Origin of the sequence: Amycolatopsis thailandensis (assembly GCF_042723255.1) — a bacterium.
Taxonomy (GTDB): Bacteria; Actinomycetota; Actinomycetes; order Mycobacteriales; family Pseudonocardiaceae; genus Amycolatopsis; species Amycolatopsis thailandensis.
This window is the reverse complement of record NZ_JBHXJK010000159.1, coordinates 1-17,472: the sequence shown is the minus strand read 5'-3', so window position 1 is coordinate 17,472 and position 17,472 is coordinate 1. Positions and strand designations below refer to the sequence as shown.

Here is a 17,472-nt window from a genome sequence, read left to right as displayed (position 1 = left end):
ACTTTCGGGACGTCAGACGTCCCGAAAGTGGCTTTCGCGACACTGGCCTGCCTGCCTGCCTGCCTGCCTCGTATGTGCTGTGTCGACTGCTCGGATCAGTGAGGGGTTCCTCGATGCCGCCCGTAAGGCTCCGCTCCGACAAGGGTGACGCGGACCGCGTCGCCGCTCGGCACACGGTATTCCCGCCGCTCACCCGGTTTCGCGCCGTGCAGCGCGCGGCCGATCGGCGAATCGGGGGAGTAGACCTCAAGAACGCCATGGCCTGCTTCGTCGCGCGTGCCGAGCAGGAAGGTCTCGGTGTCGCCGTCGTCGTACTCGACGGTGAGCACCATGCCGGGCTCGGCGATCCCGTCGTCGGGGGGATCCTGCCCGACAACGGCCCCGCGCAGCACGTCTTCGATCTGCCGGATCCGGGCCTGCCGGTGGATGGTGAGCGTGATTTCGTCGTCGCCGTCCCGGTCGTCGGCGGCGGGGCGCCGTAACGCCGCGAGCTCTCGCACCAGGCGCGCGTGAGTCTCCGGGGTGAGCCAAGGGCCTGACGAGACGATGGTCATGGTGATGATCGCCTTTCGATGGATGACGTCTGTGAGGGCCGGGCGCGGAAAGACCCGACCCTCACAGACCTTCGGTGAGTCCCGCGTCGTCAGCGGGTCTCTGGTTTTCGGGGCGGACGCGGGAAAGCGCCCGCGTCGGTTGCGAATCCGATGGCGGCCTTCAGCAGAAGGGCCTTCTCGGTGCGCAGCAAGGCGTTCTCGGCGCGGAGCCGGTCCACTTCGGACTGTGTGCTCTCTTCTTCCGGTGGCATCGTCATCCCGATCAGCGGAGGGGGTCGAAGGGTCGCAGGGCCTCGGGCTGCTTGCCGGTGGTGATGTGCTCGGCCAGGAGCCGTCCGGTGACCGGCCCGTGGGTCAGTCCCCACATCCCGTGCCCGCCCGCGACGTAGAGGCCGGGAGTGCTCGTCGCGCCGATCACGTGGCGCCCGTCGGTGCTGACCGGGCGGGAGCCGACCCATTCGTCGGTGCGCCCCTCCCAGTCCAGCCCGGTGAGGTACGGCCGTGCCGAATCGATGATCGCGGCGATCCGCGCCGGATCCAGTGGCGCGTCCGGCTTCCGGAACTCCATCGTCCCGGCCACCCGGAGGCCGCCCCGGTACGGCGTGCACGCCACGCGGATATCCGGCAGGTAAAGCGGTCCGGGCACCGGGTCGTCGGTCGGCACGGTGAAGGAGTAGCCGCGACCGGCGCGCACGGGGACCTTGACACCCCACTTCCGTCCCAGGTCTCCCAGCCAGGCACCGGTCGCGAGTACGACCGCGTTGGCGTTCACCGTCTGGCCCGAAGTCGAGCGCACGCTGATCGCGTGGCGGTGCGCGCGCAGCGACGCGACCTCGAACCGGTGCCGGATCGTCCCGCCCCGGCTGACCACCGCCCGCGCCAGCGACTCGACGAACCGGCCGGGATCCACGTAGCGCTGTCCATCGATCCGGACACCGGCGCCGAGCCTCCCGGTGGCCTGGGGGAACCGCTCCGCGAGCTCGGCGCCGGTGAGCCGGGTGTAGGAGATGTCCTGCCCTGCCTCGCCGATGCGCCGCAGTTCCGTGATCAGGCCCGCGGCGTGCCCGGCGGTCTCGAACGCCGCCGTGATCGGGGCTTCGATGGTCGGCGCGTCGACGCCGTTCGCGGTGAGGACGTCGAAGGCTTCGAGGCATTCTTCGTTCAGCGGCGCGTTCGCCTCGACGGCGCGCGTCCACGATCGGCCGGTGCAGTTCGCGGCGAACCGGGCCAGGAACGACCACAGTCGCGGGTCTGGCGACGGCGGGACGTGCAGCGGGGCTTGCCGGTCCAGCAGTGTCCGCAGGCCGTAGCGCAGGACGCCGGGCTCGTTGAGCGGGATCGCGAGCCCGGGGGAGAGCCAGCCGGCGTTGCCCCACGACGCACCGGCCGCGATGCCCTCGCGGTCCACCACCGTGACGCCGACCCCGCGTTCCTGCAAGAACCACGCGGTCGACAGGCCGACCACGCCGGCGCCGATCACGATCGCCGAACGTGGGACGCCGTCGATCCGGTCGAGATCGCCCATGAATTCCTCCGCTGCACGAGTGGTGCTGTCGCGGTCAGGATGGCTCGGAATCGGACGGCGATGATTGTCCGGATCCGACAATCAGGGCAGGCGGTTTTGGCCGGAACGGTCAAGGGGCCGGATCGGAGACCGCCAGTTCGATGATCATCGCCAGCCGTTTCGCGGGCTGGTCGAGCCGGAGTTCGGTCACTTCGGCCATCTTCCGCAGCCGGTAGCGGATCGTGTTGGGGTGGACGTCCAGGCGCTCGGCGGCTTCCGAGAGGTCCCCTTGCGCCTCCAGCCAGGCGCGCAGCGTCGCGACGTAGCTGGTGGCGTTCGCGCTGTCGTGCCGCCGCAATTCGGTGATCGGTCCCCGGGCCGGTGCCCGGCCGGACGCCGCGGCGGCCCGCAGCCGTTGCACCAGGATGTCGTCCCATGCCTCGTCGTAGGCGATCGCGGACTTCGTGGTGGGCCGGACGTCGTGCAACGCGAGACACTCGTCGGCCTCCCGCCTGCTGGCCGGCAGCTCCGCGGACACCGCGCCCGACCCGATCCCGGCCAGCATCGTCACCTGCCTGGGCAGGGCTTCGCGGATCGAACCGACCCACGCCCTGGCCGCCGCCACGTCGTCCCCGGGCAGGACGGTGTAGACGGTGTTGCTGAACAAAGTGCTGCGGCCCGGTCGTGACCAGCCGAAACCGGTCGTCGCCCGTTCGAACGCGAGCAGGAGCGCGGCATGGCGCTCGTCGCCGATGTGGGCCTGCAGCGCGATCACCCGGAACCGGCCGGGCGGCAGACCGAGCCTGCTGAGCACGGCCGCCGCGTCCGGCGTGCCTTCCAGCAGGCGGATCACCAGATCGGATTCGACCTGCCGTTCCAGATCCGCGCTCGCCCGGGACCGCAACAGGTGCAGGCCGACCGTGCGCGAACTGTCCCGCAGCACCGCACGCCGGACGTCGGACAACGGCTGGTCGCATTCCACCCAGATCGAGCCCAAGGCCTCCCGGCCCGCCCGGACCGCGACGACCATGCGCCCGGTGAGCCCGTGTTCGGGATCGGCCTCGACGAACAACGGTTCGTCCGACTCCGCGAGATGCCCGAACACACCCCGGTGCTCGAACAGTTCGCGGACCGGCTCGGGAACGCGCCTGCCCAGGATCGTCTCCAGCCGCGCCCGGTCGGCCTGATGCTGACGGCTGGAGTAGGCCAGCACCCGGGAGAGCCGGTCCTCGATGGTCACCGCGCTCCCGAGCGCGTCCGCCAGGCTGTCGGCCAGCGCGAACAGGTCGGTCGGCCCACGGCCCGACTCGGTCTCCCGGCCTTCCAGCACCAGCCCGTAGACCACTCCGGCGAGCTGGCCCCAGGACACATCCGGCTCCACCAGCAACACCGCGACACCGCCGGTCTCCGCTCGCTCGGTCGCCTCCTGATCCGGCGGCTGCGATCCGCGGACCAGGACGACCGACGCCCGCGCGGCCACGGCCAGGTCGACGGCCGTGGCGATCGAGTCCGTCCCGACGGCGAGGAAGACGTCTCCGCGCAGGTCACGCGGGTCGGCGGCGTCGTGCATCACCACGTCGCGGAGCGCGACCTCGCGGGAGACCGGGCAGCAGCACAACCTCGCCCCGTATCCGCCGAGGACGTTCACGAGCCGATCCAGCGTCACCATGGCTCGTTCTTACTCCATTCGCGTCGTGCGTTGCCGATCGTGACGAGGGCGCGCTAAATATTCGGACCATGCAGTCGGAAAAAAGACCGAGTGGTCCGACTTTCATCGAGCGGGCCCGCCGCAGGCAGATCCTCGACGGGGCCGCACAGGTGATCGTCGACGTCGGCTATGTCAACGCCTCACTGGTGCGCATCGGCAAGGCGATCGGCAGCAGCAAGGGCGGCATCCTCTATCACTTCCCGGACAAGGACGCGTTGGTCGGCGCTTTGGTGCTGGACATCTACCAGCGGGGCGCCGCCGCCGTCACCGCCGCCGTCCGGGAGGCGGGTGACAGTGCGGATGCCAGGCTGCGGGCCTATCTGGTGGCGAACCTCGCCTTCACGGCAGCGCACCGGACCGAGGCGATGGCGCTGGTGGAGCTGTCGAGCGGCTATCGCAGCCCGGAGGGGCGGCGGCTCGACGAAGTGATGCGGCACTGGCTGGACGACCCCGGCCGTAGCGACGAGGAACGTGCCGAGCTGGCGGTGCTCGACCTCGTCCCGTTGTTGCGCAGGGGAATCGCGAACGGTGATTTCCGCTCGTCGCTCGATGCGGACGCGGTGGCCACGGCGTTGCGCGGCGCGGTCGACGCCGCCGCGTCCCGCTGGGCTCGCGATCCGGCCTTCGATCCCGAGGCATACGGCCGCGAGTTGGCCGACTTCGCCGAGCACGCCTGCCGGAGAAGGCCATGACCCGGCTGCTGATCATCACCACCGGAAGCCACGGCGACCACGCGCCATACGCCGGCCTCGGCAAGAAGTTGCAGCAGCACGGTGTTCGGGTCACCCTTGCCGCGACAGGCCGCTTCGCGCGGCTCGCCCTCGACGCCGGGATAGGGCTCGCCGTTCTGCCCGAAGATCCGGAACCGATCGAGACGACCGAGCACGGCCGTCGCGCGAACGCGGGTGGAATGCGCGGGTTGCGGGCTCTGGTCGAGCTGGGCGCCGAGCAGGCCCGCCGCCAGCTTCCCGCCTTGATCGCCGCCGCCGCTGACGCCGATGTCGTGGCCGCGACGATCCCGACGCTGTCGCTCGCCAGGCCGATCGCCGAGGCCCACGGGGTGCCGTTGGTAGTGCTGCCGTTGCAGCCCGCGTTGCCCACCCGCGAGTTTTCTCCGATCGTGGCCGCCGACCTGGGGCCGTTGCTCAACCGGACGGTCAGCACGCTCGCCGGTCGCTTTGCCACGCGGTTGTACGCCCCGGTGGTCCACGAGGTCCGGCGGACCCTCGGCCTGCCGCCCGAGGACAGCGAGCAGGCTGCGGCACGGATCGAAGGAATTGCCCGTACTGCACGGGTTCAGTCCCGTGGTGCAGCCTCGCCCGCACGACTGGCGCCCGGGCGCCGAGGTCGTCGGTTACTGGTGGCCGATCACCACGCCGGACTGGCAACCGCAGGATGAACTCGTCGACTTCCTCGCTTCGGGACCACCACCGGTGTTCATCGGTTTCGGCAGCATGACCACCGACCACACCGCACGTCTCGGCTCCGCGGTCGCCGAAGCGCTGGCCATCACCGGGCACCGTGCCGTCGTGCAACGAGGGTGGGCCGACCTCCGGGTCGACACCGCCGTGCGGGACGTGCTCACCGTCGACCACGTCCCGCACGACTGGCTCTTCACCAGAGTGGCCGCGGTGGTCCACCACGCCGGGGCGGGCACCACCGCCGCGACCCTGCGCGCGGGCGTCCCGTCGGTCCCCGTCCCGCATGCGCACGACCAACCGTTCTGGGCTCGCCGCCTGGTCGCTCTCGGAACCGCTCCGGCCGTTCTTCCCGCCAAACGAGCCGATGGTCCGCGGCTCGCCGAGCGCCTCACTCAAGCCGTCGGCGCGCCTCGCCACCGGGACAACGCCGTCCGGGTCGCCGAAGCACTCGCCACCGACGACGCGGTGATCCCGGTTCTGCGCACTCTGGAAGATCCGACGCCGGGGAAACGCCGGACTTCGCTTTGACAAGTGGAGAGGGCGAACGGCGGACTGTCCGCTCCGTCCGATAGGTTCCGGTTCGTCAACTGGGGTGGCGCGGCTTCGCCGTGCCTGGAAAAGGAGTTCTTCCGACTATGTTCCGTACTTCGACGCGGCGTGCCGTCGTCGCCGGTGTCACCGCCGTCCTGCTCGGCGTGTCCACCGGTGTCGCGAACGCGGCCGATCCGACCGTCTTGATCCCGACCGGAAAGTATCCGGAAGCCGTCGCGCTCAGCCCGGACGGCAAGAAGGCCTACGTCACCAGCCCGCCGGACGCGTCCGTGACCGTCGTCGACACCGCGACCAACAAGGTCACGAACACGATCGCGGTCCAGCGAGGGCCGTTCGAAGTCGCGTTCACACCGGACGGGTCCAAGGCGTATGTCGCCAACGCCTATGCGAACGCCGTCTCGGTGATCGACACGGCGTCGGAGACCATGGTCGCCTCCGCGTTCGGCGGCGACTATCCGACGTCGCTCACCATTTCGCGGGACGGCAGCCGCGTGTACGTCGTCGGACGGGAAGCCGTCCATGTCCTCGACACCACCACGGACACCGAGGTCGCCGCCGTCAAGCTCGAAACCACGGCCCACGCGCTCGCCACTGCGCCGGACGGCACGAAGGTCTGGGCGGCGACCGAGTCCGGCGAACTGACCGCGATCGACACCACGACGAACACCGTGGTGGACGCGGTGAAGAGCGGTTCAGGCGGAGACGTCGTGCTTTCCCCGGACGGAACGCGTGCCTACCAGAACGGCGGCAACGCGCTGGTCGTGATCGACCTGGTCGCCCACGAGGTCGTCACGCGAGTTCCGGGTCTGCAGAACGGCTATCTGCTCACGATCAGCCCGGACGGAAGCCGGGTCTATGCGGGTAGCCGGGCAAGCGACACGACGCAGGGCACGCTCGCCGAATTCGACACGAACACGAACACGCTGACGCGGAAGCTGCCCGCGGGTGCCTACCCGTACGGCACGGCAGTCACCCAGGACGGCACGCACGCGTACGTGGTGCTCGCCGGGCAGGCGGCCTTGGCGTACATCGATCTGCGGAGCTGAGCTTCGGGATCTTCGATTCGGCCCGGGGTGACGACCTGTCGTCACCCCGGGCTTTGTCATCTGTGGAGCACCGGCCTACTTCGTGCAGTTGATCCCGGCTTCACCCCGGTACATCACGAAGCTGATCTTCACCGAGTAGAGGTGGACGGTCACGCACTGCTCGGGCGTGTACCCGTATGCCGCGGCATGGTCGTAGGCCTGCTGCAGCGCCGTTCGCTTGGCCGACGCCGAGGTCTTCTCGATCGTCGTCCCGAGGAACGCGCGACTCTCCTGGATGCTCGGTTCGGCGTTCGCCACCGTCGGCGCGAGTGCCATGAGCCCCGCGAGGGCCACGGCCCCCGCACCACGGGCGATCGTTCTGGTCATGCTTTACCCCTCCTGGTTTTCGGTGGACGAAACGACTGTCAGCGGTGGCACCAGAGCCAGACGGTCGCGCTGTAGTAGCTGAAGTGCGACCGGATGTCCGAACCTCGGACGTAGCACTGCGAGTCCTGCCAGCCCGTGTTGCGGGCGTACAGGCGAGCGACCTTTTCCGCCGACGTGACGGCGTCCCCCGGGCCCGGGCCGATGCCGGTGGCGTAGAAATCCCCGGTCTCCACCGCGAAGGCCGGCGTCGCCGACATGGTCAGCGCGCCCAGCGACAGTGCGACCGCGGCCAGCAACTTCTTCATGAGAGCTCCCCTCCTGGGCGTCAGCCAGAATCGACCGACTCCCCATGGTCATTCATCTCAGCTAACGTGGGAGACGTTAGGGGAGCGTGTTCGCGGTTGTCAATCTCAGATGAACGGACAACGTGGACTCATTCATCTCAGTTTACGGAGGAGAAGGTGGCCGAACCACGGGAGACCACGCTCACGAGCCGGATCGACCGCCTCTTCCAGGTGGTCCGGCGGCCCAACGGTGAGCAGCACAGTCACGAGGAGGTGGCGCGGGCCTGCCGGGAGAGCACCGGCGAGTCGTTCTCCGCCGCCTACCTCTGGCAACTGCGGACAGGTCGCAGGGACAACCCGACCAAGCGGCACCTCGAAGCGCTCGCGGCGTTCTTCCAGGTGCCGCCCGCGTACTTCTTCGACGACGAACAGGGGAGAGCTCTTGCCGAAGAGATCGAGTTGCTGGGAGCGTTGCGGAACAACGCGGTGCGCAACCTGGCGTTGCGCGCAGTGACGCTGTCCGAGGAGGGGCTCGGGACCGTGGCCGACATCGTCGAGGCGATCAGTCGGCGCGAGTCCAAGCGGGAGCAGGGGGAGTAGTCATGCTTGGCAGGAAGAGTGCGCTCTGGCGCAGATGCGAGCGGATCGCGTCCGCTGTGCGGCTACCGGATCCGTTCGACGTCACCACGTTGTTCGCCGAGGTCGCGGCGATGCGGGGACGGCCCATCGAGCTGGTGGCGCTCGACGCGCGGCCCGGAGCGCCGTGCGGCGTGCTCGCGGCGACCGATCGAGCGGATTACGTCTTCTACACGCGGGACACGTCTCCGTTGCACCAGCGGCACATCCTGCTGCACGAACTCGGTCATCTGCTGTGCGGGCACGTCGAAGGCGAGGTGCTGCCGGAGACGGTGGCCGCGATGATCACCCCCAGCCTTTCGGTGGATCTGGTCCGGCGCGTCCTCGGCCGCACGACTTACGCGCAGGAGCAGGAAAAGGAGGCCGAACTCGTCGCGTCGTTGCTCATGCGCCGCGCCGTGAGCGCCGGCCCCGGATCCGATCGGCTGCGCCACGCCCTCGGTTCATGATCAGCTACCTGTCCGCCGCGCTGCTGGCGCTGATCGGCCTCACCCGGCTGATGACGGTCCGCACCGGACCGAAGCACCTCGTCACGTTCTTCCTCAGCATGGCGGCGGCCCTCGCGATCTCGGCCGAGGGCACGGTCCGCCTGCTCGGCGACGACCTGCTCCCGCGGCTGGTCACCAACGCGCTGCAACTGCTCGCGATGCGCGCGCTGGTGCAGCTTGTCCGCAGTACGCGGTCCCCGGAGAAGCCGACGGCGTTCTGGCCGATCGCGGTGTGCTGGATCCTGATGGTCCTGTGTTACCTGGACTTCGCCCCACATCGGCTGGAGGCGGGCACCTCCGGATTCCAGTGGCGCTGGAGCATCGTCGCTTATCAGGTGATCCTCACGGCGTACGCCGTCACTTGCCTGGTCATGTTCATCCGCACGCTGGCCCGCAGCGCGGCGGGCCGTCCACGGGGGACGTTCCGGACCGGTCTGCGGATCCTCGTCTGCGCCGCCGTCGCGACCATCGGCTGGGTGTTGTTCTCCGGGCTTCCCTCGCTGTGGCTGGAGATCACCGACCTCGCGGACCTGGACTTCCTGCCGCGCGCCCGCCTTCTCGGACTCTGCGCGATGGTGCTGTGGGTCCTCGGTGGACTGTTCACCACTTGGGACGGCGCTCTTCGGCTTGCCCGCGCGTGGAAAGGGATCCGGGCGGTGACTCCACTGTGGAAGGAACTCGTCGCCGCCCAGCCGCAGATCGCCCTGCCCGTGCGCCACGACCTGGAGTTCACGTTGTACCGCAGGGTGATCGAGATCCGCGACGGACTGCTGGCGTTGCGTGCGCATGTCCCACCGCACCTTGGAGAGTGGCTGCGCACCCCGGTCGACGAACCCACGCGCGCCGCCGCCGAACTGGCGGCCGCGTTGGTGATGCGCGAGGCGGGCCGCACCTGGCCACATCGGCCCCACCGCGACGCGCACCCCGGCATGCGGGAGGAAAGTGCCTGGCTGAGCGCGGTGTCGTCCGCGTTCAAGCATTCCGTCGTCGTACGGGAGGTACGGGAACGCGCGGTCGCGGAAGTCGCGTGAGTGGGGGCAACCGAATGCGGACCAGACCGGTGAAGCGTCCGAAGGAGGTCATGTACTCCTGAACAGCCGGTCCAGATGCGCGTCGATCGCGGCGAGCGCGTCCTGGGGCTCGATCACGTCGAGTTCGATCAGGGACGTGAGGCCGGTGAGCGCGAGGAGCAGGTTGGTCTCGGTCGCCGGGTCGTGGCCGGAGTCGATGTGCCCGTCGGTGATCGCCTGGCGGACCAGCTGCTCGACGTGAGCCCGCCCTTGGACGAGGCCGTGGCGCGCCTGCTCGTGCACGGCCTCGTCGTGCAGCGCCTCCAGCACGTAGGCGGCGCTCATCCGGCTGGTCGCGCGGGCGTCGGCATGCAGCGGGAGCATTTCCGCGAGCGTCAGTCGCAGCACGTCACGGGGATGCGGACGGTCGCCGAGCTTTTCGAGCCCCTGGTGTACGCGCGCCGAGGTCAGCTCGGCCGCGAAATCCATGGCGAAGGAGAGCATGTCGGTCCGGGAGGCGAAGTAGTGCTGCAGCTGCCCGAGTGACATGCCCGCCTCCTGCGCCACTACGCGCATCGTCAGCTGTGTGACGCCGCGCTGCTCCACCACCCGCCACAGCGCGCGGGCGATCGCTTCGCGGCGTCCGCGGTGATCCACCTGTTTCGGCATCGCCGTCCTCCCTCGTGCCACGAGACTGTTCCAATACAGTTGACATAATACACCTGACCCATAACCCTGGGACCCACTCGAGGGAAGGAACCGTCATGTCCGAACAGCCAGCGGTACGGACCACGGAAGGCGTTGTGGAAGGGCGCTGGCGGCAGGGGCACGCGGTGTTCCGCGGCATCCCCTACGCTCAGCCCCCGGTCGGAGCGCTCCGCTTCGCCGCGCCCGTGCCGCCGCACCGCTGGGAGGGGACGAGGCAGGCGGTCGAGTTCGGGCCCGTGGTGCCGCTGTCCCTGCCGATCGACGTGTCCCCGCAGGGCACCGACTGGCTGACGCTCAACGTCGGCACTCCGGATCCCGGCGCGGCGGGCCTGCCGGTGCTGGTGTGGATCCCCGTGGGCGGCTATCTCTCGGCGGCGTCGAGCGACCCGATGTACGACCCGGCAGCGCTGGCCGAGGCGGGAGTCGTCGTGGTGACCATCAACTGCCGCGTGGGCGCGGAGGGATTCGCGTTCCTCGACGACGTGCCGCCCAACCGCGGATTCCTCGACCAGATCGCGGCGCTGGAGTGGGTGCAGCGCAACATCGCCGCCTTCGGAGGCGATCCCGGCCGGGTCACCGTGGGCGGTGTGTCCGCCGGGGCGGGCTCGGTCGCCGCCCTGCTGACGATGAAGTCCGCGCGAGGCCTGTTCCGGCGGGCCATCGCCCATTCGGTGCCGGGGCTGCACAGCACCCCCGGGCTGGCACGGCAGGTCACCGCCGCGTTCGCGGACCGGCTCGGCGCGGCCCCCACCGCCGAGGCCCTGCGCGACATCGACCCATGGCACCTGGCCGCCGAGCTCACCTCTTTCAACGCCGGCCTCCACGCGCACCGGGAGAGCTGGGGACGCCTCACGGAGACCGGCACCGCGCTGTGCCCCGTCGTCGACGGGGAGGTCCTCCCGGAAACGCCCTGGCCCGCGCTCGCCGGTGCGCGCGCGAGCGGGACCGAACTGCTCGTCGGCCACACGCGGGACGAATTCCGGTACTTCAGCGTCGTGAGCGGGCGGTACGGCACCTTCACCGAGGAAGACGCCCACGCGGCCCTGGAACTGCACGCCCCGCAGCCGGACGGCGCGCGGGCCTACCGTGCCGCGTTCCCGCAGGCAGGCCCGGAGGAGCTGGTGGAGACGGTGTACTCCGACGCCCTCTTCCGCATGCCCTCACAGAAGCTGGCCGAGGCGAACGCCGTCGCCGGCGGCACCTCCTATCTGTTCGAACTGTGCTGGGTTTCCCCGGCCCTCGGCGGCATCCTGGGCGCCTGCCACAGCCTCGACGTGCCACTGGCTTTCGGCACGCTGGACAGCCCCGTCGGCACCCAGCTCATCGGAGAGGAGCCCACTCCCGAGGCCGTCGCGGTCTCCCGCGAACTCCAGGAGACATGGGTCCGCTTCGTCACCAGCGGCGACGCGGGCTGGTCCGCCCACCGGCCCGGCGGGCACCTCACCCGCGTCCTGGACACCGAGTCGAAGACGCTGCCCTACCCCGAAGAGGCGTCCCGCCAGATTTGGGAAGGTCATGACCCCGCCCCGTTCGATGCCCAAGTCAGCCGCGCGGCCCGGCTCTGGAACTGACGGAGACCGCCGCGAGCGACGGCGACTTCGTGTCGGCGCTGGGTGATCGGGCTGCTCAGTCGCCGGGTAGGACAGCGCCTAGCGACCGCAGCGATCCAAGCGCCTCCACGGCCAAACGGCGGCCAGCCAGCGTGCGACGGCGTCGGCGAGCGCGGTGTCCAGGTCGGCTTTGTCGGCCCGCACCCAGGACTGCACCGTGACATCCGACCCTTCGGACTCCGGGGGATACAGGTAGACGCAACCGATGACGTCACCGTCTTCCGGGCTCAGCACGGTGAAGGTGAAACCCTTGCGGTGAACGAAGTCCTCGGCGTGTCGGCGTAGATCGACGAGATTCTCTTCGAGGGTCATGCCGTCGCGCGGTGGCCAGTTTCCGTCGGGATAGCCGGGGGTGGCGCGAATGTGCTCGATGCTCGACGTCCAGGCGGCATGGTCTGCCTCGTTGTGCCGCGGTCCCAGCGGTTCGAGGTGGAACTGGTCGGTGACGAGCGAGGCCGGTGGGACGAACCCGGCCGGCACGAACTCCTCCGCGGTCATGGCCGCGACCGTAGCCGACGGCGAGGCCCGCCTGCACCCGAGTTATCGGGTGGGTGAGCGGTGTCCCGAGCGCCACGCTTGGGACGCTCATCGTCTCGAGCGTGGCGCTCGGGACGTGCTGCCGCCGAGCGTGGAGGATGCCGGATCCAGTGGGTCGGCAGGACACGACACCCGAACCCCTGCCAGGCCCCCGAAGGCGTCGCTGTCTCCACGGTGAGCAACGACGGCACTCCCGACCTGGCCGACCACGATCGCGGCCACCCTGTCCCGCTGTCACCATGGACCAGACGTTCTCACATTGAGCGAACTCATTCGCATTTTGCGAGAAGGTGTGGGCGCCGACGAAACGGTGAGCCTGGATCACGGCGATGTCTTCGGCGTGTGCTTTGTCTTCTTCGTCAGGTAGATCCTGAAAGCAGGGCCTGGCCGTGAACTCCTGCCGGACGGCAGGCGGGGACACCGCACTGGAATCCGCTTCGCGGACCTTGTCGGAAGGGAGCGTTCATGACCGGCAGAGAGGGGCGGCCTCGGCGGATTCTCGTCGCGGGTGGCGCCGGTTTCGTCGGTGGTCACCTGTGCGCGCGCCTGCTCGCCGACGGCCACTCCGTGCTGTGCGTGGACAACCTCAGCACCGGGCGGCCGCGGAACCTCGACGGATTCGCGGAAACGGGGCGATTCGAGTTCGTCGAGGCCGACATAGTGGACGGTCTCGCGATCACCGATCCGCTCGACGCGATCGTCAACCTGGCCTCCCCGGCGAGCCCGCCGGACTACCTGAGCGCGCCCATCGAGACCCTCCGGACCGGTTCGGCGGGCACGCTCGCGTTGCTGGAACTGGCCCGCGCCGCCGGAGCGCGGCTGGTGCAGGCCTCGACCAGCGAGGTCTATGGCGACCCGCTGACCCATCCGCAGACGGAGGAGTACTGGGGCAACGTCAATCCGATCGGCCCGCGCGCCGTCTACGACGAGAGCAAGCGTTTCGGGGAAGCCGCGTGCGCGGCCTTCGCCAGGGAATACGGCACGAACTGCGGGATAGTCCGGATCTTCAACACTTACGGACCCGGGATGCGTTCCGACGACGGCAGGCTCGTGCCGAACCTGATCATGCAGGCGCTCGCGGGCGAGCCGCTCACCATCCACGGATCGGGGGAGCAGACCCGGTCACTGTGCTACGTCGAGGACACGGTGGACGCACTCGTCCGGATGCTCGAACGCGTCCACCTCGGCCCGGTGAACGTCGGCAATCCGGTGGAGTTGTCCGTACGCCAGGTGGCGACCCTGATCAAGGAACTGACCGGCTCCGCGTCCTCGCTGAAGTTCGTGCCCACGATGATCGACGATCCGCGGCGGCGCAAACCGGTCATCGAACTCGCCGAACGCGAACTGGGCTGGTGGCCGCGCACGGAGTTGCGGGCCGGCCTGCGCAAGACGATCGCCTTCTTCGCCCGGGAACGGGAAGCACTGAGACGTTGACCCGTCGGTCCAGGCGAGCCGGAACCGACGATCGAGAGACTTGGGGGTGGATCGGTGGCAGAACGGCGGATCGTCGTGATCGGTACCGGCTATGTGGGGCTCACGACCGGTGCGTGTCTCGCCTCCCTGGGGCATCAGGTGCTGTGCGTGGACATCGACGTCGAGAAGATCGACCGGTTGCGGGCGGGGCGGATTCCGATGCTGGAGCCCGGCCTGGCCGACCTGGTGCGCGACGGGCAGGTCAGCGGGCGACTCGAGTTCACCGTGGAGGGTGATGCCGCGGTGGCCGGCGCGGAGTTCCTGTTCCTGTGCCTGCCGACGCCGAAGGGCGCCGACGGTGGTGCGGACTTGCGCGCGACGGAGTCGACGGTGGCGCGGATCCGGGACACGCTGCCTGTCGGCTGCGTGGTGGTGAACAAATCCACCGTCCCGGTGGGAACCTCGGTGCGCATCGCCGGGCTGCTCGACCGTCCGGACGTCGCCGTGGTGAGCAATCCGGAGTTCCTTCGGGAGGGCAGCGCGGTCACCGACTTCCTCAAACCGGACCGGATCGTAGTGGGCGCCGACGTACCGGAGGCGGGAGCGCGTGTCGCCGGCCTGTACTCCCGGCTGAGGGCGCCGGTCCTGGTCACCGACGCGGCGAGTGCCGAGCTGGTGAAGTACGTCGCGAACTGTTTCCTCGCCATGAAACTGTCCTTCGTCAACGCGGTCGCGGAATTGTGCGAGCACTTCGACGCGGACGTCGACGAGGTACTGGACGCCGTCGGACGCGACCCCAGGATCGGCCGCTCCTACCTGAGACCGGGGCCGGGTTGGGGTGGTTCCTGCCTGCCCAAGGACAGTGACGCGATGCTGCGGATGGCCGACACCGTCGGCTTCTCCTTCCCGTTGCTGCAGGCCACCATCGAGAGCAACGCCCAGCAGCGAGAACGGGTCGTCACGAAACTGGCCACGGCGTTCGGTGGTTCGCTCGTCGGCGCCCGCGTCGGACTGCTCGGCCTGACCTTCAAGGCGGGGACGAACGACCTCCGGGGCTCGCCGGCGCTCGCCGTCGCGGAACTGCTGGCCGCCAGAGGCGCCGAACTCCTGGCCTGTGATCCCACGGTGGCAGGCGGAACCGAGGTCGACGGCATCACCGTGATGGACGACCCCTATCAGGTCGCGGAGAACGCCGAGGCGCTCGTGCTCCTCACCGACTGGCCGCAGTTCCGTGCGCTGGACTGGGTACGGATGGCCAAGTTCCTCGACGGCACTGTCGTGCTGGACACCCGCAACCATCTCGACCCGGAGAAGCTCGGCAGCGCGGGCCTCGTCTGCCACGGCATCGGCCGATCGCTCAAACCGCGATCTTGGACGGGTGCGCCGCCAGCGGGGTGACCTCGATGTCCATGTACGGGAACAACGGCAGGCCGGACAGCAGCGTGTGCAGCTCGTCGTGGTCGGCGACGTCGAGGATCGAGAAGTTCGCGTACTCACCGGCGATCCGCCACAGCTGCGGCCATTTTCTTCACGGTAGGAAGGGAAATCATCGAAGACAAAGACTTGATTCGCCGTGATTGATAAACAGCGCTTATCAATAGCACCCTAGGGGCGTCCACCGAGCGAACCGGCGAAGAGGTCTTCGAGTTGGATGAAGCACTACCTCGCCGCGGAGCTCTTCCCGTCCGGCACGACCGTCGTTTGCCTGTTGACCCGCAGCTTCAGCTGTACGAGGGCGCACCGACGCGCAAGTAGTCCAAGCACAGGTCCAGCGCCGCTTCCAGATGATCCGCGGATCCGGTGGACATGAGGATGGTCACGCCGCCCTGGATCGCGGCGATCAAGGCGGCCGAGGCGCGGACCGGGTCGATGTCCCGGCTGATCGAACCGCTCTCCCGCATGTCCTCGATACCGACCTGGACCTGACGTTGCCACCGCTCCAGCAGTTGCCTGGTCACCGCCTGCGCGGCCGGCGTGTGCCTGCCGATCTCGGTGATCAGCACCCCGAGCGGGCAGTGCACGCCCTGCCGCCGGTATCGCTCGACCACGACGTCACGCCATTGGCGCCATGCCTCCCACGAGGTCAGCTGCCCGAGATACGGCTGCTGGTCCTCGATCACCTGACCGGCCTCCCATTCGGCGACGGCCATCAGCAGCTGTTCCTTACCCTCCGGGAAGTAGTGGAAGAGCTGGCTCTTGCCCGTTCCGCTCCGGCGCCCGATGTCGTCGAGGGTCGCCGCTCCCACGCCGCGATCGCGGATCTCGTCGGCGGCGGCATCGATGATCCGCTGGCGGGTCGCGGCACCCTTTTTCGTGAGCATCGGGACTTCTTCCGGGTCGGGACTGCTGTCCGCCCCTCAAGGTATAGCCGACAAAATGTACCGGCAAGTACAAAGTGTCGGAGATCGGGATCGCACTTGCCGATACATTTTTCGCCTGCAAGCTCGGCCGACTGGTGGCGACATCAGCCCAGCAGCGCGGAGCCGACCGGCGTGAGGTTGTGCAGCACCACGGCTCGGTGGCGTCGGCTGGTGATGAGTCCGGCGTCGCGGAGCACGGTGGTGTGGCGGGAAACCGCGGCCGCCGAAATGCCCAGCCGGTCGGCGAGTTCGCCGCTGCTGGGGCAGCCCGCCACCGCGTACAGGACGGCGGCGCGGGTCCGGCCGAGCAAGGTGGCCAGGTGTTTCGGCAGCGGCGCGGGTTCGTGCTCGTGGGACACCGGGAAGACGACGACCGGCGGAAGGTCGTCGTCGGCGAGGGCGACCGGAGTGTCCCAGCAGAAGTAGGACGGGACGAGCCGGATCCCGCGCCCCCGGAGGTGGAGATCGCGGTCGATGGGGTAGCGCGCGGTCAGGATCGGTGCCTCCCAGCGGAAAGCCGGTCGGAGTGAGTCGAGCAGGCCGAAGGTCCCGCTTTCGCCGGCGAGGCGTGAACGCAAGGCCCGGTCGGTGTCGACCTGGGTTCGCACGGTTGTCCATTGTGGAGCGACCAGTGTGTCGTGGGCGATCTTGAGCGCCTCGGCGACCTGATCGAGCGCCGCACCCTCCGCCAGCCCATGGATCCACTTGGGGAGACGGTGGTGCTGCGCCATCAGTCCGACTTCGCGCCCGAGTCGATCCGACGGCGTCCCACGGAGTGCCGCCAGCCCCGCCTTCAGTCCGCCCGCGGACTCGGCGGGGGTGAGGAAGTCCGGGAAGTACCTGGCCGGCGGCGCGATCGCCTGGAGGAAACGCACCGCGGTCCGGGCGTCGCGCTCCCGGAGTTCTTCACGTACGCGGCGCCGCCAGCGGGCGAAAGCGGGAATGCCGTCGAGCGCGAGTTTCTGCATGGCCAGGACGGTTTCCCACAGCGGATCCGGCGCGGCCGCGATACGGACGCGCGCCAGGTCGTGGTCGGTGAAGTGAATACGAAGCATGACGCCTCCCCCCGGAGTCGTCATTCATTTATCACATCGAAGGGGAACGTGAAGGGCTTTCTGGGGAACACGTGACCCCTTCGCCCGGGTGACCTGGTGCGTCTCGGCGCCGGGGTGGGGCTTGTTCTGGAGGCCAGTGGTTGACGGGGGAGGATTACGGACGTTAACCGTCCCGAATACTCCCCCGTCGCCTCGTCTGTCACCTGACGTGACCGGTACG

At 69.1% G+C, this 17,472-nt stretch carries 20 protein-coding genes and 1 pseudogene; 10 read left to right on the top strand and 11 right to left on the bottom strand.

Translation table 11 applies throughout. The annotated features are described in order from the left end of the window. Positions 1-95 precede the first annotated feature (95 nt). The 4 genes from ACFWMR_RS37580 to ACFWMR_RS37565 all read right to left on the bottom strand — a co-directional run bounded on the left by ACFWMR_RS37580 (position 96) and on the right by ACFWMR_RS37565 (position 3,727). A complete protein-coding gene (locus ACFWMR_RS37580; RefSeq protein ID WP_378381844.1) occupies positions 96-554 on the bottom strand; it encodes a GreA/GreB family elongation factor in 459 nt (152 codons plus the stop codon). Positions 555-643: 89 nt separating this feature from the next. Next, positions 644-811: a hypothetical protein gene (locus ACFWMR_RS37575; protein WP_167406328.1), complete on the bottom strand. Its 168-nt coding sequence runs from the start codon at positions 809-811 to the stop codon at positions 644-646. Positions 812-816: 5 nt separating this feature from the next. After that, positions 817-2,079 (bottom strand): NAD(P)/FAD-dependent oxidoreductase, encoded by a 1,263-nt coding sequence (locus ACFWMR_RS37570; protein WP_378381843.1) that lies wholly within the window; start codon positions 2,077-2,079, stop codon positions 817-819. 109 nt (positions 2,080-2,188) lie between these two features. Beyond that, positions 2,189-3,727 carry a PucR family transcriptional regulator gene (locus ACFWMR_RS37565; RefSeq protein WP_378381842.1) on the bottom strand — a complete coding sequence of 513 codons (1,539 nt, stop codon included), beginning with the start codon at positions 3,725-3,727 and terminating at the stop codon, positions 2,189-2,191. 68 nt (positions 3,728-3,795) lie between these two features. Here ACFWMR_RS37565 and ACFWMR_RS37560 point away from each other — a divergent pair, with 68 nt between their 5' ends. The 4 genes from ACFWMR_RS37560 (at position 3,796) to ACFWMR_RS37545 (ending at position 6,785) form a co-directional block, all read left to right on the top strand. Then, positions 3,796-4,458, top strand: coding sequence for a TetR/AcrR family transcriptional regulator (locus tag ACFWMR_RS37560; protein WP_378381841.1), 663 nt, complete (start codon positions 3,796-3,798; stop codon positions 4,456-4,458). Next, a complete protein-coding gene (locus tag ACFWMR_RS37555; protein ID WP_378381840.1) occupies positions 4,455-5,165 on the top strand; it encodes a hypothetical protein in 711 nt (236 codons plus the stop codon). The genes ACFWMR_RS37560 and ACFWMR_RS37555 overlap by 4 nt, the downstream gene beginning before the upstream one ends. Continuing rightward, positions 5,071-5,715: a glycosyltransferase gene (locus ACFWMR_RS37550; protein WP_378381839.1), complete on the top strand. Its 645-nt coding sequence runs from the start codon at positions 5,071-5,073 to the stop codon at positions 5,713-5,715. The genes ACFWMR_RS37555 and ACFWMR_RS37550 overlap by 95 nt, the downstream gene beginning before the upstream one ends. Positions 5,716-5,822: 107 nt before the next feature. Beyond that, positions 5,823-6,785 (top strand): YncE family protein, encoded by a 963-nt coding sequence (locus ACFWMR_RS37545; protein ID WP_378381838.1) that lies wholly within the window; start codon positions 5,823-5,825, stop codon positions 6,783-6,785. A gap of 75 nt (positions 6,786-6,860) precedes the next feature. Here ACFWMR_RS37545 and ACFWMR_RS37540 read toward each other — a convergent pair whose 3' ends face one another. Together ACFWMR_RS37540 and ACFWMR_RS37535 are read right to left on the bottom strand one after the other, a co-directional pair. After that, on the bottom strand, positions 6,861-7,151 hold the full coding sequence (locus ACFWMR_RS37540; RefSeq protein ID WP_378381837.1) for a hypothetical protein: 291 nt from the start codon (positions 7,149-7,151) through the stop codon (positions 6,861-6,863). Between the two features lie 38 nt (positions 7,152-7,189). After that, on the bottom strand, positions 7,190-7,456 hold the full coding sequence (locus ACFWMR_RS37535) for a hypothetical protein (RefSeq protein WP_093937353.1): 267 nt from the start codon (positions 7,454-7,456) through the stop codon (positions 7,190-7,192). A 156-nt stretch (positions 7,457-7,612) separates the two neighbouring features. Between ACFWMR_RS37535 and ACFWMR_RS37530 the strand changes: the two genes are divergently transcribed. Genes ACFWMR_RS37530 through ACFWMR_RS37520 form a run of 3 tightly spaced genes read left to right on the top strand, consistent with a single transcriptional unit; the run spans position 7,613 to position 9,590 of the window. Next, positions 7,613-8,035 (top strand): XRE family transcriptional regulator, encoded by a 423-nt coding sequence (locus ACFWMR_RS37530; protein ID WP_378381836.1) that lies wholly within the window; start codon positions 7,613-7,615, stop codon positions 8,033-8,035. Between the two features lie 2 nt (positions 8,036-8,037). Next, positions 8,038-8,520: an ImmA/IrrE family metallo-endopeptidase gene (locus tag ACFWMR_RS37525; protein ID WP_093937351.1), complete on the top strand. Its 483-nt coding sequence runs from the start codon at positions 8,038-8,040 to the stop codon at positions 8,518-8,520. Next, positions 8,517-9,590, top strand: coding sequence for an MAB_1171c family putative transporter (locus tag ACFWMR_RS37520; RefSeq protein ID WP_378381835.1), 1,074 nt, complete (start codon positions 8,517-8,519; stop codon positions 9,588-9,590). The genes ACFWMR_RS37525 and ACFWMR_RS37520 overlap by 4 nt, the downstream gene beginning before the upstream one ends. A gap of 48 nt (positions 9,591-9,638) precedes the next feature. Here ACFWMR_RS37520 and ACFWMR_RS37515 read toward each other — a convergent pair whose 3' ends face one another. Next, positions 9,639-10,238 (bottom strand): TetR/AcrR family transcriptional regulator, encoded by a 600-nt coding sequence (locus ACFWMR_RS37515; RefSeq protein ID WP_378381834.1) that lies wholly within the window; start codon positions 10,236-10,238, stop codon positions 9,639-9,641. 95 nt (positions 10,239-10,333) lie between these two features. Between ACFWMR_RS37515 and ACFWMR_RS37510 the strand changes: the two genes are divergently transcribed. Next, positions 10,334-11,848 (top strand): carboxylesterase/lipase family protein, encoded by a 1,515-nt coding sequence (locus tag ACFWMR_RS37510; RefSeq protein WP_378381833.1) that lies wholly within the window; start codon positions 10,334-10,336, stop codon positions 11,846-11,848. Positions 11,849-11,926: 78 nt separating this feature from the next. On the opposite strand, the gene ACFWMR_RS37505 is transcribed toward ACFWMR_RS37510, so the two are convergent. Further along, a complete protein-coding gene (locus ACFWMR_RS37505) occupies positions 11,927-12,385 on the bottom strand; it encodes a GNAT family N-acetyltransferase (protein ID WP_378381832.1) in 459 nt (152 codons plus the stop codon). A gap of 504 nt (positions 12,386-12,889) precedes the next feature. Here ACFWMR_RS37505 and ACFWMR_RS37500 point away from each other — a divergent pair. Together ACFWMR_RS37500 and ACFWMR_RS37495 are read left to right on the top strand one after the other, a co-directional pair. After that, positions 12,890-13,858, top strand: coding sequence for an NAD-dependent epimerase/dehydratase family protein (locus ACFWMR_RS37500; protein WP_378279960.1), 969 nt, complete (start codon positions 12,890-12,892; stop codon positions 13,856-13,858). A 54-nt stretch (positions 13,859-13,912) separates the two neighbouring features. Further along, positions 13,913-15,235, top strand: a complete 1,323-nt coding sequence (locus ACFWMR_RS37495) for a UDP-glucose dehydrogenase family protein (RefSeq protein ID WP_378381831.1) — start codon at positions 13,913-13,915, stop codon at positions 15,233-15,235. Here the strand turns inward: ACFWMR_RS37495 and ACFWMR_RS37490 are convergent. The 3 genes and pseudogenes from ACFWMR_RS37490 to ACFWMR_RS37480 all read right to left on the bottom strand — a co-directional run. Continuing rightward, positions 15,195-15,362 (bottom strand): annotated as a pseudogene (locus ACFWMR_RS37490) (muconolactone Delta-isomerase family protein); the annotation flags it as partial. The gene ACFWMR_RS37495 and the pseudogene ACFWMR_RS37490 sit on opposite strands and share 41 nt — an antisense overlap. Before the next feature lie 196 nt (positions 15,363-15,558). Beyond that, the gene (locus ACFWMR_RS37485; protein WP_378381830.1) at positions 15,559-16,158 is read right to left on the bottom strand and encodes a TetR/AcrR family transcriptional regulator; all 600 of its coding nucleotides are present in this window, start codon (positions 16,156-16,158) and stop codon (positions 15,559-15,561) included. 143 nt (positions 16,159-16,301) lie between these two features. Continuing rightward, on the bottom strand, positions 16,302-17,252 hold the full coding sequence (locus tag ACFWMR_RS37480) for an ArsR/SmtB family transcription factor (RefSeq protein WP_378381829.1): 951 nt from the start codon (positions 17,250-17,252) through the stop codon (positions 16,302-16,304). Positions 17,253-17,472 lie beyond the last annotated feature (220 nt).

Excerpts from the sequence above, each read along its gene's own strand:
- ACFWMR_RS37580 (WP_378381844.1), bottom strand. The coding sequence starts at position 554 with ATGACCATCGTCTCGTCAGGCCCTTGGCTCACCCCGGAGACTCACGCG.
- ACFWMR_RS37575 (WP_167406328.1), bottom strand. The coding sequence starts at position 811 with ATGACGATGCCACCGGAAGAAGAGAGCACACAGTCCGAAGTGGACCGG.
- ACFWMR_RS37570 (WP_378381843.1), bottom strand. The coding sequence starts at position 2,079 with ATGGGCGATCTCGACCGGATCGACGGCGTCCCACGTTCGGCGATCGTG.
- ACFWMR_RS37565 (WP_378381842.1), bottom strand. The coding sequence starts at position 3,727 with ATGGTGACGCTGGATCGGCTCGTGAACGTCCTCGGCGGATACGGGGCG.
- ACFWMR_RS37560 (WP_378381841.1), top strand. The coding sequence starts at position 3,796 with ATGCAGTCGGAAAAAAGACCGAGTGGTCCGACTTTCATCGAGCGGGCC.
- ACFWMR_RS37555 (WP_378381840.1), top strand. The coding sequence starts at position 4,455 with ATGACCCGGCTGCTGATCATCACCACCGGAAGCCACGGCGACCACGCG.
- ACFWMR_RS37545 (WP_378381838.1), top strand. The coding sequence starts at position 5,823 with ATGTTCCGTACTTCGACGCGGCGTGCCGTCGTCGCCGGTGTCACCGCC.
- ACFWMR_RS37540 (WP_378381837.1), bottom strand. The coding sequence starts at position 7,151 with ATGACCAGAACGATCGCCCGTGGTGCGGGGGCCGTGGCCCTCGCGGGG.
- ACFWMR_RS37535 (WP_093937353.1), bottom strand. The coding sequence starts at position 7,456 with ATGAAGAAGTTGCTGGCCGCGGTCGCACTGTCGCTGGGCGCGCTGACC.
- ACFWMR_RS37525 (WP_093937351.1), top strand. The coding sequence starts at position 8,038 with ATGCTTGGCAGGAAGAGTGCGCTCTGGCGCAGATGCGAGCGGATCGCG.
- ACFWMR_RS37520 (WP_378381835.1), top strand. The coding sequence starts at position 8,517 with ATGATCAGCTACCTGTCCGCCGCGCTGCTGGCGCTGATCGGCCTCACC.
- ACFWMR_RS37515 (WP_378381834.1), bottom strand. The coding sequence starts at position 10,238 with ATGCCGAAACAGGTGGATCACCGCGGACGCCGCGAAGCGATCGCCCGC.
- ACFWMR_RS37510 (WP_378381833.1), top strand. The coding sequence starts at position 10,334 with ATGTCCGAACAGCCAGCGGTACGGACCACGGAAGGCGTTGTGGAAGGG.
- ACFWMR_RS37505 (WP_378381832.1), bottom strand. The coding sequence starts at position 12,385 with ATGACCGCGGAGGAGTTCGTGCCGGCCGGGTTCGTCCCACCGGCCTCG.
- ACFWMR_RS37500 (WP_378279960.1), top strand. The coding sequence starts at position 12,890 with ATGACCGGCAGAGAGGGGCGGCCTCGGCGGATTCTCGTCGCGGGTGGC.
- ACFWMR_RS37485 (WP_378381830.1), bottom strand. The coding sequence starts at position 16,158 with ATGCTCACGAAAAAGGGTGCCGCGACCCGCCAGCGGATCATCGATGCC.
- ACFWMR_RS37480 (WP_378381829.1), bottom strand. The coding sequence starts at position 17,252 with ATGCTTCGTATTCACTTCACCGACCACGACCTGGCGCGCGTCCGTATC.